Origin of the sequence: Vibrio sp. D417a, from assembly GCF_030248595.1 — a bacterium.
Taxonomy (GTDB): domain Bacteria; phylum Pseudomonadota; class Gammaproteobacteria; order Enterobacterales; family Vibrionaceae; genus Vibrio; species Vibrio alginolyticus.
Genome location: NZ_JAHGAM010000018.1, coordinates 80,837 through 98,013 on the forward strand (window position 1 = coordinate 80,837; position 17,177 = coordinate 98,013).

14 protein-coding genes and 1 pseudogene are annotated in these 17,177 nt (G+C 43.4%); 12 read left to right on the forward strand and 3 right to left on the reverse strand.

All coding sequences use genetic code 11. From position 1 onward, the window contains the following. Positions 1-978, reverse strand: coding sequence for a DUF3187 family protein (locus KI742_RS17500; protein ID WP_285384801.1), 978 nt, complete (start codon positions 976-978; stop codon positions 1-3). 402 nt (positions 979-1,380) lie between these two features. Here KI742_RS17500 and thrS point away from each other — a divergent pair, with 402 nt between their 5' ends. The 6 genes and pseudogenes from thrS (at position 1,381) to KI742_RS17530 (ending at position 6,244) form a co-directional block, all read left to right on the forward strand. Continuing rightward, positions 1,381-3,309, forward strand: coding sequence for a threonine--tRNA ligase (thrS, locus tag KI742_RS17505; protein ID WP_005395892.1), 1,929 nt, complete (start codon positions 1,381-1,383; stop codon positions 3,307-3,309). 3 nt (positions 3,310-3,312) lie between these two features. Continuing rightward, a complete protein-coding gene (gene infC / locus KI742_RS17510) occupies positions 3,313-3,864 on the forward strand; it encodes a translation initiation factor IF-3 (protein ID WP_080276913.1) in 552 nt (183 codons plus the stop codon). 121 nt (positions 3,865-3,985) lie between these two features. Then, entirely contained in the window at positions 3,986-4,180 is a 195-nt protein-coding gene (gene rpmI, locus KI742_RS17515; RefSeq protein WP_005377932.1) for a 50S ribosomal protein L35, read from the forward strand. A gap of 40 nt (positions 4,181-4,220) precedes the next feature. After that, positions 4,221-4,574 carry a 50S ribosomal protein L20 gene (gene rplT, locus KI742_RS17520; protein WP_004727974.1) on the forward strand — a complete coding sequence of 118 codons (354 nt, stop codon included), beginning with the start codon at positions 4,221-4,223 and terminating at the stop codon, positions 4,572-4,574. A gap of 189 nt (positions 4,575-4,763) precedes the next feature. Continuing rightward, positions 4,764-5,068, forward strand: a pseudogene (locus KI742_RS17525) (heavy metal-binding domain-containing protein). A gap of 366 nt (positions 5,069-5,434) precedes the next feature. Beyond that, positions 5,435-6,244, forward strand: coding sequence for a helix-turn-helix domain-containing protein (locus KI742_RS17530; protein WP_005385480.1), 810 nt, complete (start codon positions 5,435-5,437; stop codon positions 6,242-6,244). On the opposite strand, the gene KI742_RS17535 is transcribed toward KI742_RS17530, so the two are convergent. Then, positions 6,237-6,422, reverse strand: coding sequence for a hypothetical protein (locus KI742_RS17535; RefSeq protein ID WP_031780965.1), 186 nt, complete (start codon positions 6,420-6,422; stop codon positions 6,237-6,239). The genes KI742_RS17530 and KI742_RS17535 overlap by 8 nt on opposite strands. 270 nt (positions 6,423-6,692) lie before the next feature. On the opposite strand from KI742_RS17535, the gene KI742_RS17540 reads away from it, so the two are divergent. From KI742_RS17540 to pheT, 6 genes are all read left to right on the forward strand, one after another. Beyond that, complete coding sequence (locus KI742_RS17540) at positions 6,693-7,481, forward strand: TetR/AcrR family transcriptional regulator (protein ID WP_005377913.1); 789 nt, start codon at positions 6,693-6,695, stop codon at positions 7,479-7,481. A 248-nt stretch (positions 7,482-7,729) separates the two neighbouring features. Next, positions 7,730-10,108, forward strand: coding sequence for an RND family transporter (locus KI742_RS17545; RefSeq protein ID WP_285384802.1), 2,379 nt, complete (start codon positions 7,730-7,732; stop codon positions 10,106-10,108). A gap of 18 nt (positions 10,109-10,126) precedes the next feature. Further along, positions 10,127-10,918, forward strand: coding sequence for an outer membrane lipoprotein-sorting protein (locus KI742_RS17550; RefSeq protein WP_169628419.1), 792 nt, complete (start codon positions 10,127-10,129; stop codon positions 10,916-10,918). 10 nt (positions 10,919-10,928) lie between these two features. Continuing rightward, complete coding sequence (locus tag KI742_RS17555; RefSeq protein WP_258452796.1) at positions 10,929-12,104, forward strand: hypothetical protein; 1,176 nt, start codon at positions 10,929-10,931, stop codon at positions 12,102-12,104. Positions 12,105-12,295: 191 nt separating this feature from the next. Next, on the forward strand, positions 12,296-13,279 hold the full coding sequence (gene pheS, locus KI742_RS17560; RefSeq protein ID WP_005385470.1) for a phenylalanine--tRNA ligase subunit alpha: 984 nt from the start codon (positions 12,296-12,298) through the stop codon (positions 13,277-13,279). A gap of 18 nt (positions 13,280-13,297) precedes the next feature. Continuing rightward, positions 13,298-15,703 carry a phenylalanine--tRNA ligase subunit beta gene (pheT, locus tag KI742_RS17565; RefSeq protein WP_262643231.1) on the forward strand — a complete coding sequence of 802 codons (2,406 nt, stop codon included), beginning with the start codon at positions 13,298-13,300 and terminating at the stop codon, positions 15,701-15,703. 213 nt (positions 15,704-15,916) lie between these two features. On the opposite strand, the gene KI742_RS17570 is transcribed toward pheT, so the two are convergent. Then, the gene (locus tag KI742_RS17570; RefSeq protein WP_005377901.1) at positions 15,917-16,798 is read right to left on the reverse strand and encodes an AEC family transporter; all 882 of its coding nucleotides are present in this window, start codon (positions 16,796-16,798) and stop codon (positions 15,917-15,919) included. Positions 16,799-17,177: the final 379 nt, after the last annotated feature.

Below are 17,177 nucleotides of genomic sequence, written 5' to 3' on the forward strand. Positions count from 1 at the left end.
TCACCTTGATGAAAATATGTACCGATATCCTATTGTGAAAGCGATATCGGTACTGTTATCCATGTTTCTTGCGTTCTCTACGGCTAAAAACTCAAGCGCTGAATTTTCCATTAGATATCGATAGCCCAATACCAGTTCATTAGAGGCATCAGCAAACTCTGTGGGCCCTTCTGTTGACCCTTGATACCAATGATATTCCAACATCAGGTGATGGTTATCTTCTAAGGCATAACGGTACCCACCCGCAATGGCAATCGTATTATGTCGATAGGGCAGATCGAGCAAGGCACGGTCATCCGAGCGAAAAGTCATGCCAATCATCGAATAAAATGCATGAGCATCACTTAAGTAGCTGTAGTTCAATTGGAAGCCTTGCTCGAAACTGCTACCTTGAAAAGTGCCGTGAACCACATCGTTAAAATACAAACTGCCGCCAATCGATAGGCCGTGATGTTCATTTTGGAACACTTGATACTGTAAGTAAGTAGATAGGTTATTGGCTAGTGTTTGTCCTTCGAAATCATCTTCAAGCACATTATATTGCGGCATTGAAATGTAAAAACGATCTCTGTCTACTTTATCCCGCCCATTTTGTCCGATACCGAAAAGTTTATGGAAGCTTTTCGTCAGTCCATCTAAATGGTTGTCAGCGGCAAAGACCCATCGATAGTTGAGCTCCCACTGCCAACGGTTGCTGACTTGCCATTTGCTGCCTAATTCGATTTGATTGTGGTAATAATCCAGTGCGTATTCATCAGTATGAGCCCAAACACTTGCCACGGTTCCCGAACCATAGGCTTCGACAAAACCAGAGGGCAGACTGTGTCCTGAACGTAGTATGTTGGTGTGACTAACCACTTGCATTGGGGATTGTGCGTAAGAACGCAGCGGGCCATATAAGTCATTTGATGCGAAGGCTTGCAAAGAACATATCGAGGCGCTTAGAAGCACCATAAAGCGCGATTTGAAATAGACCATGATGAATACCTACATACAAACTACTCAATAAAACAACTATATACCTAAATCGCACGTTGAGCTCTCGCCAAGCGTGTTAGGCTTTGTATCGGTTCAAACGTAATAGGCGATATTGTAATTTGTTGTGTAAGTTCATTGAGGGGCAATTCCGTTTACAAGTTATGCGGTCTCTTAAAAAGCATGATCAGATTGTCGTGATGGGTCTGCGGTTAAGTTCTTATGACAAAACAAAATCGCGCTTTGCATTCTAAATGTGAGCTAGGTACAATCCCATTTTCGATAACGGTCCGGTATTCGTGTTACCGAGAGGCCTTTATTGACTCTCAACTATTTTCAACAAATAGCTTCTAATTTGAATAACATGTGTTGCTTGGTGTGCAACACCACTGTAAAGGACATAGCATGCCTATTATTACTCTTCCTGACGGCAGTCAGCGTCAATTTGACAACCCAGTTTCTACTATGGAAGTTGCGCAATCGATCGGTCCTGGTCTTGCAAAAGCAACTATCGCTGGTCGTGTAAACGGTAACCGCGTTGATGCATGTGATCTAATTGAAGAAGACGCAAGCCTTGAAATCATCACAGTTAAAGATGAAGTAGACGGTCTAGAAATCGTTCGTCACTCTTGTGCTCACCTTCTTGGTCACGCTCTTAAGCAGCTTTACCCTCAAGCTAAAATGGCGATCGGTCCAACCATCGACAATGGCTTCTACTACGATATCGACTTAGACGAATCTCTAACGCAAGAAGATCTTGAAAAGATTGAAAAGCGTATGAAAGAGCTAGCGAAAACCAAGTACGAAGTGGTTAAGAAAAAAGTAAGCTGGCAGGAAGCGCGTGATACGTTTGAATCACGTGGCGAACCATACAAAGTGGAAATCCTAGACGAAAACGTATCTCGTGATGATCGTCCAGGCCTTTACCACCATGAAGAATACATCGACATGTGTCGTGGTCCTCACGTTCCTAACATGAGCTTCTGTCAACACTTCACTTTGCTGAATGTTGCAGGTGCTTACTGGCGTGGTAACAGCGACAACAAAATGCTTCAACGTATCTACGGTACGGCTTTCCACGACAAGAAAGCACTGAAAGCGCACCTAACTCGCCTAGAAGAAGCGGCGAAGCGTGATCACCGTAAGATTGGTAAGCAACTAGACCTATTCCACATGCAGCAAGAAGCACCGGGTATGGTGTTCTGGCATCACAATGGTTGGTCTATCTTCCGTGATCTAGAAGTATTCATCCGCGCTAAGCTAGATGAGTACGGTTACCAAGAAGTGAAAGGTCCACTTATGATGGACCGTGTTCTTTGGGAACGCTCTGGGCACTGGGACAAATACGCTGATGCAATGTTCACAACTTCTTCTGAGAACCGTGAATACGCGATTAAGCCAATGAACTGTCCAGGTCACGTACAGATCTTCAACCAAGGTCTAAAATCGTACCGCGACCTACCGCTACGTATGGCTGAGTTTGGCTCATGTCACCGTAACGAACCATCTGGTGCACTACACGGTATTATGCGTGTACGTGGCTTTACTCAGGATGACGCTCACATTTTCTGTACTGAGAGCCAAATTCAAGAAGAAGTAACAAACTGTATCAAGATGGTGTACGATACGTACCAAACATTTGGTTTCGACAACATCGTAGTGAAACTGTCTACTCGTCCAGAGAAACGTGTAGGTTCAGATGAAATCTGGGATCAATCTGAAGAAGCATTGAAGCAGTCTCTTGAATCGATGGATATCCCATACGAAATTCAAGAAGGCGAGGGTGCGTTCTACGGTCCTAAGATTGAATTCACACTATACGATTGTCTAGACCGTGCGTGGCAGTGTGGTACTGTCCAGCTAGACTTCAACCTACCAGGTCGCTTAGGTGCAACTTATGTAGGTGAAAACAATGAACGTCTTGTACCGGTAATGATTCACCGTGCGATTCTAGGTTCACTAGAGCGCTTCATCGGTATCCTTATCGAAGAATATGCTGGTTTCTTCCCAACTTGGTTGGCGCCAGAACAAGCAGTTCTTATGAACATTACTGATAAACAGTCAGGTTATGTTCAAGAAATAGTACAAAAACTACAAAAAAGTGGAATTAGAGCTAAAGCGGACTTGAGAAATGAGAAGATTGGCTTTAAAATCCGCGAACATACTTTGAAGCGTGTACCGTATATGCTTGTTGTTGGTGACCAAGAAATGGAAGCTGGCGAAATTGCAGTGCGTACTCGTAAAGGTAAAGATCTTGGTAAATTTAAAGTGGATGATTTTATTGCATACATCCAAGACGAGATCTCTAGCCGTAAGCTCAATCTGGAGGAATAAGCTATTAAAGGCGGAAGACGTGGCCAACAGCCGGTAAAACAAAACCCGCACCGTATCAACGGTGAAATTCGTGGTATTCGTGAAGTTCGACTAACAGGCGCTGACGGTGAATCAGTTGGTGTTGTATCGATTCAAGAAGCCATTGCAGCTGCTGAAGAAGCTGGTATGGATCTCGTTGAGATCAGTCCTAACGCCGAGCCACCTGTTTGTCGTGTGATGGACTATGGTAAGTTCCTCTTCGAGAAGAGCAAAACTGCTAAAGAGCAGAAGAAGAAGCAAAAGCAGGTCCAGATCAAGGAAGTAAAATTCCGTCCTGGAACTGATATTGGAGACTATCAGGTAAAACTACGCAACCTGACGCGTTTCCTTGAAGAAGGCAACAAAGTGAAAGTAACAATTCGCTTCCGTGGCCGAGAGATGGCACACCAAGACATCGGTGTTGACGTTCTAAATCGTCTTAAGGAAGATACTGCAGAAATTGCTGTAGTTGAATCTTTCCCTAAGAAGATTGAAGGTCGCCAGATGATCATGGTGCTAGCCCCTAAAAAGAAGTAATTAACGGCTCATCAAGTAATTAAAACCTAGCCGCTTTCCTTTCGATAAAGGCATAACAGCTGGGTTTTGTTCGCCCTAATTACGTTGTTTATTAAACCTACTCAATGCGGAGTTATTCATCATGCCTAAGATGAAAACCAACAAAGGTGCTGCTAAGCGTTTTAAGAAAACTGCTGGTGGTATTAAGTACAAGCACGCTACAAAACGTCACATCCTGACTAAGCGTACTACTAAGAACAAGCGTCAACTACGTCCAAATGCAATCCTTCCAAAATGTGAAGTGGCTGCAGTAATCCGTATGTTGCCATACGCTTAATTCTTTTTAGTTATCAATCGTTTAGTTTAGGAGAAGCATAATGCCTCGCGTAAAACGTGGTGTACAAGCTCGTGCACGTCATAAGAAAGTTCTAAAACAAGCTAAAGGTTACTACGGTGCGCGTTCACGTGTTTACCGCGTAGCTTTCCAAGCAGTTACTAAAGCTGGTCAATACGCTTACCGTGACCGTCGCGCTAAGAAACGTCAATTCCGTCAACTATGGATTGCACGTATCAATGCGGCATCTCGTCAAAATGGTCTATCTTACAGCCGTTTCATCAACGGTCTTAAGAAAGCATCTATCGAGATCGACCGTAAGATCCTTGCGGACATCGCAGTATTCGACAAAGCTGCATTTGCAGTTCTAGTTGAAAAAGCGAAAGCTGCTCTTTAATTAGCAGTTTAGGATTAAGAGAAGGAGAGCATTAGCTCTCCTTTTTTATTGCTAAAATTTATACCCAAATGACTTTTAGCTTGGCTATTTAGAGTATTGTTTATCAGTCTTCTCAATTTATTGGTTAGCATCTTATGTTAGTTATAAGGTAGCTTGGGTATAAATTTTTACGTTTATAAGGGATTAAAAATGATCTACACAACGACCGAAAGCATTCCTGGCAAGCAGATCTCTGAAATCAGAGGGGTTGTAACTGGTAATGTTGTTCAATCAAAGCATATTGGCCGTGACCTCATGGCGGTGTTGGCGGCGAAATTCGTGGTTACACGGAAATGATGACCGACGCGCGTGATATTGCTATACAGCGCATGGTGGCGGACGCTGAATCTAAAGGTGCCGATGCAATTGTAGGGATTCGATTTACCACAAGCTCAATCGTAGATGGTTCTTCGGAAATTTTGGCATTTGGTACTGCAGTGAAACTAGCGGACTAGTCTACTTGAATAGCATTGCAAAAATGCTAATAGAGAGCGGTGAATTATTATGCATTTACCGTTCTGTTCCTTTTAGGTTAATTATTCTAGATTTTTGCAGAGCGAATGGATTTATATTCTCAACTTTACGTTACTATTAAAATTAATCACGATAATTTAGAGTGATTGCTTTACTTTTATTTTGCATATTATTTTATACCTATAATGAAATTGAATTCATATTGAATTTTTCATTTGTTGTGTGAATCCTCCTTTCAGTATATTAATTCATGTTTTTCTTATAAAAATATGAACTTATACCTTGCCAAGCGGTTCTAAATTGTTACAAATACTATACAGTTGTAACATTGCCAAAAGGAATTGTAGATGAGAGATCTGACTCCCGAATACTTGCTAGCCGCATTACGCCAAGCGATTAAAACAAAAGGGCTAACATATCGAGAGCTATCTGAGAAAATGGGTATGCCACTATCTACCTTTAAGAGACATCTTACAAGCACGAATCTCGCTTTAGATAAGTTGCTGGAATATTGTAGAGCGGTTGATTGCACGTTAGATGAACTACAAAAGCTCGCAAATCAATTGCAAGGTGAAGACGAGGATTACTTTAGTCGTACGCAGGATGAGGTATTCTTTCAATTCCCTCACCTTTACGACTTTTATCGTGAATTGAGAATGCTTCGAGGTAAAGACGGTTATTCTATTTTAAAGAAAAAGTATGACTTGTCTGAGCAGAGCATGTCTGATTACTTAAAAGCATTAGAGTTGTTGGATCTCGTTTACGTTGATGAAGATAAAAATATAACGCTGCACGGGCCTTTATATTATAGCTATGCAGAGAACTCCAAGCTCAACGACAAATATACCGAAATCATAAAAGAGCAGACGACTACCCACGATAAGTGTGTTCGCGTTGCTTTGGCGCGTATGAAAATTACTGAAGAACAGCTTTTGTTACTGGAAGATCAAGTTGCAAAGACCGTCATTGATTTTCATTCCAAAAATGTTGTAGCAGAGAACTTTAATGTCTCTGATTTTACTAATATTGTTCTACTTGCTGGGCCACATCAGCCAGTCACATTCTCTGACGGCATTATTGAGACAGAGGGGCGATTTATTGATGATATTCGTTATGCCATCGCAGCTGCAGGTGATAAGCCAAGCCTATCTATATAGATTTTGAGCCTTTTTTGAAGAGAGTTTCTGAAAGGGCGTTGCAAAAGAAAAAGCCTAAGACAGCAAATACTTTGTAAGTAGGGCATTCAGCGGTGTTTGCTCTTAATTCAGACTTAAAGTGTGTTGGGCTTATTTCGAATAATACCTGTTCAGCATCTACTTTCGTTATTTTTAACATGCTGATTTCCTTCGTTGTTCCTCCCAAAGCCTCTCTCGCTTCCTCTACAAAGAAACCATTCTCGTTGAACCAAGCATCCTGTAGCTACTTGGGTATGCATAATTGGTAGCTATTTATCTTCTAATTATAAATTCATACTTGAAATGTTTGTTTTTTGATCTATTATGACGAAGTGTCATTTATGACGGTTCGTCAACTTTGGTTGCGTTCCTGTATTAAAGAATCGTGTTACAATTATTGGGAGTGTGTTGGTATACGGATCAAAGGATTATGTTTAACTTTCGCTGTAAAAAATATAGCAAGCAAGACGGATGTCGTGTGTCTTCAGGGCTAACAAAAAAGCAACAGGCGATTGCTGATCGTGAGATAGAGCTTATTCAATTGGCTAAGTCTTTAGTTCAAGAGCAAGGCTTTGCCAACTTAACGATGGACAAGCTTACAGCGTCAAGCCCTTATTCTAAAGGGACGATCTACAATCATTTTTGCAGCAAAGAAGATGTGATTCTTGCGCTTTGTATTCATTCGCTGAAAAGCGAAGCAATATTTTTCGAACGTACCGCCAAATTTAATGGCAATACCAGAGAAAAAATCATTGCGATGCATGTAGGTTATCGTATTTACGCTCGTATGGAGCCAGTACTATCAACTTGTGCGATTGTTGCAAAGACGCCTTGGGTTTTAGAGAAGGCTTCGCCTAAACGTGTGAATGAACTGAATAACTTGGAAGAACAAGTAATAGATGGTGCTGATGCGCTGGTGAACAATGCGGTAGAATGTGGTGATCTTAAGTTTTCTCCCGCAATTGGTTCTGATGCTATTGTATTCGCCAACTGGTCTATTGCATTCGGTTCAAACGCTTTGGCGCAAAATGCATCGAACAGTCGATGTATTCAGCGAATTCAAGACCCATTCTCAGTACTGCACAACGCGAATATGTTACTTGATGGTTTAGGTTGGTCGCCTTTATCTACAGAATGGGACTACCGTAAAACCTGGCGTCGAGTGGAGCAGGAGTTATTTAGTGAAGAGCTTGCTTATTTAGAGTCAGTGAATCGCTAATAAACTGGAAAGGCCAATCTGACGTTATGGTTGGCTTTTTATCGCACTATTGTGACGAATCGTCATTAAATCTCGAAGGTTGGCGTTCAGCCAATGATCACGAGAAGCATAGGAAGTTACTAAAAACTAACTTATGTAGCCAAATTCATTCGATCTAAAGTTTGCATGTCGAGTTTGTCTGGTTATTTACAGCATTTGCTGTTTTTTTAGTTTTTTAATTTGACGAAACGTCACAAAAGGAGAGTGTGATGCCACATCACAACGTTCAACAATACGCCCGTTCAGGGTGGGGTAAGCTACCAACGAATTACAGTGTATTGGTGATGCTTGCTACCGTTTTATTGATTGTCATAGCAACTATTGGAGGAAAAAATCTTTACTTTAGAGGAGATTACGACATCTTCTTTGATGGAACAAATGAGCAGTTACTTGCGTTTGATGAAATTCAAACCACCTTTGCAAAATCTGACAGTCTTGCTTTGGTTATAGCGCCAAAGAGCGGCACTGTTTTTACTCCTAGCACATTATCTCTTATTCAGCAGATCACTGACGAGGCGTGGCAAGTTCCATTCTCCACCCGCGTTGATTCCCTCGCCAACTACCAGCATACCGAAGCGTTTGAAGATGATCTTCTTGTCGAAGATTTACTGTATAGCGAATATGAATTGACACCTCAACGATTAGAGAAAGTCAAAAGTATTGCGTTGAGTGAGCCGGTTTTGAAAAGTTCACTGATTTCTGAAAAAGGAGATGTCACGGTCGTAAACATTACGGTCCAACTCCCTGAAATAGATAAAACTGCTGAAGTACAAGAGGTGGTTGCTTACATAAACGGAATGATTGAGCGTTATCAGCAAGTGTACCCAGACACGGAATTCCACAAGGCTGGTATTATTGCAATGAACTACGCGTTTATGACCGCAGCCCAAGATGATAGCGCAACATTAGTGCCAACTATGTTACTAGTGATATTGGTGTTTCTGACCATCATGTTGCGCTCATTGCTTAGCGTCATCGCGACGCTCATCGTTATTATCGGCTCGGTTATGGTTACAATGGGCTTGTCAGGATGGGCTGGTATGTTCTTAAGCACGGCGACCGTTAATGTGCCTACCTTGGTGATGACGCTTGCCGTCGCAGACTGTGTACACATCATCGCGACAATGCGTCAGTCTATGCAAAACGGCTTTAGTAAAGCCCACTCTATTGAGCGAAGTATTGCGCTCAATTTCATGCCTATCTTGATTACCTCCATTACCACCGCGATCGGCTTTTTAATGATGAATATGTCGGATTCTCCAATCCTGAGAGATTTCGGCAACCTATCAGCCCTTGGCGTCATGGTTGCTTGTTTCCTTTCCATCACGTTACTTCCCGCCTTGCTTAATATCCTTCCGGTTACGGTGAAGTCGGATACTTCTGATGAAAGAAAGCACTTTATGGATCATTTAGGAGATTTCGTGGTGTCAAAGCGACATGCTTTATTGCCGTTGTCGGTGCTTGTTATTGTCGCGAGTGCGAGCTTGATTCCACTGAACAAAGTCAATGATGAATCCGTCGAGTACTTTGGCCATAGCAATGAATTTCGCCGAGCGGCTGATTTTATGGAAGAGCGAATCAGTGGCATGGCGAACATCAGTATCGCGATAAAAACCAACGAATCGCAGGGTATTGCGGATCCTAATTTTCTCAATACCGTGGGTAAATTTACTGACTGGCTAAGGTTGCAGCCAGAAACGGACCATGTTGCGACCTTGAGCGATGTTTATAAGCGCCTAAACAAGAACATGCATGGAGATGATCAGGCTTATTACTCGCTCCCTCAAGACAGAGAATTAGCGGCTCAATATCTGCTGCTTTATGAAATGTCACTACCGTATGGTTTAGATTTGAACAACCAAATCAATGTAGATAAGTCGTCGATCAAGATGGTTCTCACCGTGGAGAACTTGGGCAGCGTCGAGCTTGTTGATTTGGAAAATCGCATTTACCAATGGTTTAACGAAAACGCGCCTCAATATGATGTTGTTGCGTCTAGTCCTTCATTGATGTTTGCGCATATTGGTGAAACGAATATGGCCAGCATGCTGTCAACCTTGCCCATTACTCTTGTCTTAATCTCTGCATTACTGATCTTTGCCTTGCGTTCGTTCAAGCTTGGCTTAATTAGTCTTGTCCCGAATATTGCTCCTGCGCTTATTGGTTTTGGTATTTGGGCGCTGGTTTCTGGCGAGATTAACTTGGGATTGTCCGTCGTTGTGACATTAACGCTTGGTGTTGTTGTCGATGACGCCGTTCACTTTCTTTCTAAATATCAACACGCTCGTAAAGATGGCCACAGTGCGGAGCAAGCGGTTCGCTACGCCTTTCGTACCGTGGGGCGCGCACTTTGGATTACGACGGTCGTGCTTGTTGCTGGTTTCTCTGTTCTGGCGATGTCGAGCTTCCGTTTAAATGCCGATATGGGACAGCTGAGTGCCATTGTCATCTTTATTGCTCTTGTTGTGGATTTCATCTTCCTACCAACTCTACTGATGTTGTTTGACAAAGGCGTTTACGACGAGGTGGACCGCCGAAATAGGCTTAAATCAACTGACTCTCAAACCAAGACTGTTACTCAGTCATAACGAATTAAAGGATTGAACATGAATTTAGTAAAAAATGCCTTAAAAGTATCAGTACTTTCTGTCTCGCTTATTATGAGTCATGCGGTGTTGGCGGATAAAGCCAAAGGACTAGAAATTGCTCAAGAGCGCAAAGCCCGTGATGAAGGGTGGGGGGATTCTGTTGCTACGATGCAAATGATTCTGCGAAACGCGCAAGGAGAAAGCAGCACACGTTTAATGCGCTTACAATCACTCGAAGTTGATGGTGATGGTGACAAAGGGCTCACGATATTTGATGAACCGAGAGATGTAAAAGGCACGGCGTTTCTTAACCATTCTCATACGGTGGGTGCCGATGACCAATGGCTTTACCTTCCTGCACTGAAACGTGTGAAACGTATTTCCTCGCGTAACAAATCAGGTCCTTTTATGGGCAGTGAATTCGCGTATGAGGATCTCAGTTCCTTTGAGATTGAAAAATACCGTTTCAACTACCTAAAAGATGACAGCATAAACGGGCAAGATGTTTTCGTCGTAGAGCAAATTCCGACCGATAAGAACTCAGGTTATACCAAGCAAACGGTATGGTTAGATAAAGCGCATTATCGTCCACTTAAAGTTGAGTTTTACGACCGCAAAGGCTCTTTGTTAAAAACGCTTTCTTTTTCCGATTACAAGCAATATCTCAACCAATATTGGCGAGCGCACACTATGGCGATGACAAATCATCAAACAGGAAAAAGTACTGAGCTAACGACTAGCGAAATGCGTTTTAACACTGGATTACAAGACAATGACTTTCATAAGAATGTGTTGAAGCGAGTGAGGTAGTGGAGGAAAAATGAAGCGATTAAATGTTGGGTTGTTGCTTAGTGCAGCAGCCTTTTTTTACTCGATGCCTCTGACTGCCGTCGAGCTTGCAGGACAAGTCAATATTGAGCATCGTCAGTTTTTTAAAACGGGCTCTCAGGGTCAGAGCAAAGCGCAAGCGTCATTGGTTTTGCAGCCAGAATTTTACTGGGAGATACAAAATGGTGATGCAAACTTTACTTTCACACCTTTCTATCGTCTGGATGGTCTAGACGATGAGCGAAGTCATGGCGACATACGAGAGGCACTTTATCTGACTTATTGGGATGATTATGAGCTTCGAGTTGGGATTAGTAAGGTCTTTTGGGGAGTGACTGAATCAGCCCATTTAGTTGATGTCGTAAACCAAACAGACTCTATTGAAGCCGTTGATGGTGAAGATAAGCTCGGTCAGCCGATGTTACATTTTACCTCTTTCAAAGACTGGGGTACCGTCCACGCAATGTTGTTACCTTACTTTAGGGAACGAACGTTTGCGGGTACAGATGGCCGCTTGCGAACCGACCCCGTTGTCTCTGATGATGCTATCTATGAATCAAGCAGAGAAGAGAAGCACGTAGATGTGGCTTTTCGATATTCGAAAATGCTTGGCGATTGGGACGTAGGCCTAAGCTATTTATATGGAACAAACCGGGATCCTTACTTTCGTTTTGAGTACGGAGAATTAAAGCCTTACTACGCTCTGATGAGTCATGTCGGTCTGGATGTGCAAGGAATCGTTGGCGATTGGTTATGGAAACTGGAAAGTATTTATCGAGATAGTGCTGATAATCATGTCGGTCTTGTGACGGGTTTTGAGTATACCTTCGTCGGTGCATTTGACACGGTTTGGGATGTGGGAGTTATTGGTGAGTACCTCTATGACAGTCGAGGGAACAACGCACAAACTATCGGTCAAAATGATGTGTTTGCAGGTATTCGTTGGGCGCTCAATGATGAGGACGGAACGGAAGTATTGACGGGAATCACGAAGGATTTAGATAACGCTGATGTTTACAATGCTAAGTTAGAGGCGTCGAGCCGAATATCGAATCACGTTAAGTGGCAAATTGATGCTTGGTTGTTTAAAAATGAAACACCAAATGATTTGCTCTACTTTGCTAGAGATGACGATTTTATCGAGCTATCTATTCAATACTATTTCTAAAACAAAAGGGCACAACTAAACGGCAGATTAACTAAAGATGACATTTTTGACGTTTTTGTGCTCTTTTTATTCAATAACCTCTTCTTTTCGTAATTCAATTTGGCATTGGTGCCCGGTTTGGCTACTATGTACAGCTATCAAAAAACCAATCACTCCCTTATGGACACTACCTACAGGTAGATGAGGAAACGATGCAACATCTAGAAGAGATCATTGCTAGCGCGAGCACTGCAATTGAAGCTGCCGAATCGCTAGTCGCACTTGATGAAGTGCGTGTTCAGTATCTGGGTAAAAAAGGTGAGCTAACTGCTCAACTTCAAAGCCTAGGCAAACTACCACCAGAAGAACGCCGTGAAGCTGGTCAAGAGATCAACAAAGCGAAAGGCGTAGTTCAGCAAGCTATCGCAGCTCGTAAAGATGCACTACAACGTGCTGAGCTTGAAGCGAAACTAGCAGCAGAAACAATCGACGTAACACTACCAGGTCGTCGTATTGAAAACGGTGGTTTACACCCAGTAACTCGTACTGTAGAGCGTATTGAGAAGTTCTTTGGCGAACTCGGTTTTAACACCGAGGCAGGCCCAGAGATCGAAGATGCATTCCACAACTTCGATGCGCTAAACATCGCAGCTGATCACCCAGCGCGTACTGACCACGATACTTTCTTCTTCAACCCAGACTTGATGCTTCGTACTCATACGTCAGGCGTACAGATCCGTACGATGGAAAATGGTAAACCACCATTCCGTTTCATCGCACCAGGCCGTGTATACCGTAACGACTACGACCAAACGCACACGCCAATGTTCCACCAAGTGGAAGGCATGCTGGTTGATGAGAACGTAAACTTTGCTCAGCTGAAAGGCATCCTGCACGATTTCCTATGTAACTTCTTCGAAGAAGAAGTAGAAGTACGTTTCCGTCCATCTTACTTCCCATTCACTGAGCCTTCAGCTGAAGTAGACGTGAAAGGCAAAAACGGTAAATGGTTAGAAGTACTAGGCTGCGGTATGGTTCACCCGAACGTGCTACGTAGCGTAGGTATCGATCCTGAAAAATACTCTGGTTTCGCATTCGGTATGGGTGTTGAGCGTCTAACAATGCTTCGTTACGGCGTGAACGATCTACGTGCGTTCTTCGAGAACGATCTTCGTTTCCTAAAACAGTTCAAGTAATCCAGAGGGTTCATCAACATGAAATTCAGCGAATCATGGCTTCGTGAGTGGGTAAACCCTGCGGTTACTACTGACGAGCTAACTCACCAAATTACAATGGCCGGTCTAGAGGTAGACGACGTTCTTCCTGTTGCAGGTTCTTTTACTGGCGTTAAAGTCGGTCACGTTGTTGAATGTGGTCAACACCCAGATGCAGACAAACTGCGCGTAACTAAAGTTGACGTGGGTGAAGAAGAGCTTCTAGACATTGTTTGTGGCGCACCTAACTGTCGCCAAGGTCTGAAAGTAGCAGTAGCAACAGTTGGTGCTGTTCTTCCAGGTGATTTCAAAATCAAAAAAGCGAAACTACGTGGCCAGCCATCTCACGGCATGCTTTGTTCATTCACTGAACTAGGTATCGACGTTGAGTCAGACGGTATCATGGAACTAGCAGAAGACGCAGTAGTCGGTGCCGATTTCCGTGAATTCCTAGGTCTAGACGACGTAACAGTAGACGTAGACCTAACGGCAAACCGCGCTGACTGTTTCAGCATTCGTGGTCTAGCTCGTGAAGTTGGCGTACTAAACCGTGCTGACGTGACAGAGCCATTAGTAGAAGCAGTTGCCCCTTCAATCGACGATAAAGTGTCTATCGAAGTGAAAGCTCCTGCTGCGTGTCCTCGTTACCTAGGTCGTGTTATTAAGAACGTAAACGTTCAAGCTGAAACACCACTATGGATGCAAGAGAAACTGCGTCGTTGTGGTATTCGCTCTATCGACCCTGTAGTAGACATCACTAACTACGTTCTTCTAGAGCAAGGCCAACCAATGCACGCATTCGATCTAGCGAAGATCGAAGGTGGCATCGTAGTTCGTATGGCTGAGCAAGGTGAGAAGCTAACGCTTCTTGACGGCAACGAAGCAGAACTAAACGCAGATACACTAGTAGTTGCTGACCATAACAAAGCACTTGCAATCGCAGGTATCTTTGGTGGTGAAGAGTCTGGTGTAACAACTGAGACTAAAGACGTTCTACTAGAGTGTGCATTCTTTGCACCTGACCACATCCGTGGTCGCGCACGCAGCTACGGTCTGCACACTGACTCTTCAATGCGTTTTGAGCGTGGTGTGGATTACGCACTACAAGTGAGCGCAATGGAGCGTGCAACACAGCTTCTTGTTGAAATTTGTGGCGGTGAAGTAGCACCTGTTGTTGCAGTAGAGTCTGAAGCAGACTTACCTAAGCCAAACAAAGTTGCTCTACGTCGTACTAAGCTAGACAACCTGCTAGGTCACCACATTGCAGATAGCGACGTAGTAGAAATCCTAGAGCGTCTAGGTTTGACGGTTGAAGCTTCAGAAGAAGGTTGGATGGCAGTAGCGCCAACATGGCGTTTCGATATCGCTATCGAGCAAGACCTAATTGAAGAAGTTGGCCGTATCTACGGTTATGACAACATTCCTAACCAACACCCAGCAGCAGCACTTAAGATGCACAACCACGTTGAAGCGGATCTTCCACTGAAACGCGTTCGTGATCTTCTTGTTGACCGTGGTTACCACGAAGCAATCACATACAGCTTCGTTGAGCCTGAGCAGCAAAAGCTAGTTGTACCTGGTGTTGAGCCTCTAGTACTTCCAAACCCAATTTCTGCAGACATGTCAGCAATGCGTCTTGGTCTTATCCAAGGTCTGCTGAACACGGTTGTTCACAACCAGAAGCGTCAACAGCCACGCGTTCGTCTATTCGAATACGGCCTACGTTTCATCCCATGTGAATCTGCAGAAAACGGCATGCGCCAAGAGCCTATGCTAGCGGGTGTTATCGCTGGTACTCGCGGTGAAGAACATTGGGATATCGAAACTAACACGGTTGATTTCTTCGACCTTAAGGGCGATCTAGAAGCGATTCTAGAGCTATCTGCGAACGAAAAAGCGTACTCTTTCGCTGCACTGTCACCTGAAAGCAAAAAAGCTAACCCAGCACTTCACCCAGGTCAATCTGCGGCAATCACCGTAGATGGCAAAGAAGTGGGCGTGATCGGTACCGTTCACCCTGAGCTTGAGCGTAAGTTCGGTCTAAATGGTCGTACTATCGTATTCGAAATCGAATGGTCTGCAATTAACAGCAAAGTGATCCCAGAAGCGGTAGCACTTTCTAAATTCCCTTCAAACCGTCGTGATATCGCGGTAGTAGTGGATGAAGCTGTTGCATCTGGTGACATTGTTAACGCTTGTCTAGAGCAAGGTGGCGAGTTCCTTAAAGATGCGAAACTGTTCGACGTTTACGTAGGTAAAGGCGTTGAAGATGGTAAGAAGAGCCTAGCAATCGCTCTGACTCTACAGTCACTTGAGCGTACGCTTGAAGATGCAGATATCGCTGGTGCGGTTGACGCTATCGTTGCTCACGTTTCTGAGAAGTTTGGTGCGTCTCTGCGTGACTAATCTCGCGTAACGTATCTTCTTAAGAAATGAAAACCCTGCCAGTTTGGCAGGGTTTTTTATTTTTAGGATTACCTTATCGTTGTTCAAGTTCCTTACTGCTCGCACCATCCCTCATTACTTTAAAATACTAGACCAAACTAGGGATGGCCCTTACCCGAGATTAGGAACGTATTGTTTTTCAGCTAATACACACTAACGATAGCTTGTTGGCGGTTAGGCAGCGAGTGAGAGGGTATAGCTAAGCAGAAGAGGTAGCGTAAGAATGCTGAAAAAGTTGCCAAATAGTACCATTGACGCCACTTTCATGGGTTCTATATTCAGCCTTTCCGCAAATAGGTAATTCATGACGGCTGGCGGCAGCATTGTGAAGAGCACCATCATTTGCAATTGCATCGTTGGAAGGGGAATTAACCAATAAATAAGTGCAAAAGCGACAGCACCAGTTGCCAGTGACTGCACGGTACACAACACACCAATCTTTAAACCGTCCAACCGTAAATGACACATTTGTGCCCCCAGAGATAAAAGCATCACGGGTACGGCCGCTTGCCCAAGTAGAGCAGTGGCTTCGTATAAAGGCGCCCATGCACCCACATTTGACACGTTGAGAAACAGAGCCAACGACGCTGCTAAAAAGATTGGCATCTTGACTATTTGCTTAAAAGGGTTGCCATGACTAAGCAGCATTACGCCTAAGCTGATATGCAAGCATGCTGACACGACAAATAAAAGCACTGCTGACGACAGCGCAATTTCTCCAAACGTATAGGTAAACAAAGGAATAGCTAGATTTCCGCTATTGCGAAACATATGTGGTGGCGCCCAGGTTTTAAACGAGAGTGACGTCCATCGACATACCGGGATCATGAGTAGTGCGGGAATTAAAACCGCAACAATTGCCGCCAAAAGAAGCGGCCCCTGATTTGAATCGAGCGGCATGCTAACGAGTGACGAAAATACCAGTGCTGGCGTAAACACCTCAATATTAATGCGGTTTATTGGGCGAAAGTCAGGCTTGATGTAACGACCGACCAAATAGCCAACTCCGACAAGAGCAAAAACAGGGAAAAGAATATTTATGATTTGATTAATCATGGTCGCCTAGAAGCAGTGTAAGAAGCTAATGAGGAAATACACGAACTTCCACATTATCAATCTTTATATATGGCGTCATCGTTAAACAGCGAGAAGCGTGGGTTTAATCAAGCTTTCAAAGCACAGTTGCAAAGTACAGGTGGTCATACCTTTTAATCTAATTGTTACGTATCGAGTTACATACAAATCACTGAATTTACGACAAGTTCTATGTCAAGTGTCTGTTAAATAACCAATATCTGATATTTTTATTAAATAGTGTTTAATGTTGATATTTAAACTACTTTTAGTTTTATAATCTGGATGTTTTTCCTGATAAAGATGAAACAAAAACAAAAATATCAAATTTCTGGCGTTTAACAATAATTTACGTAGTGCT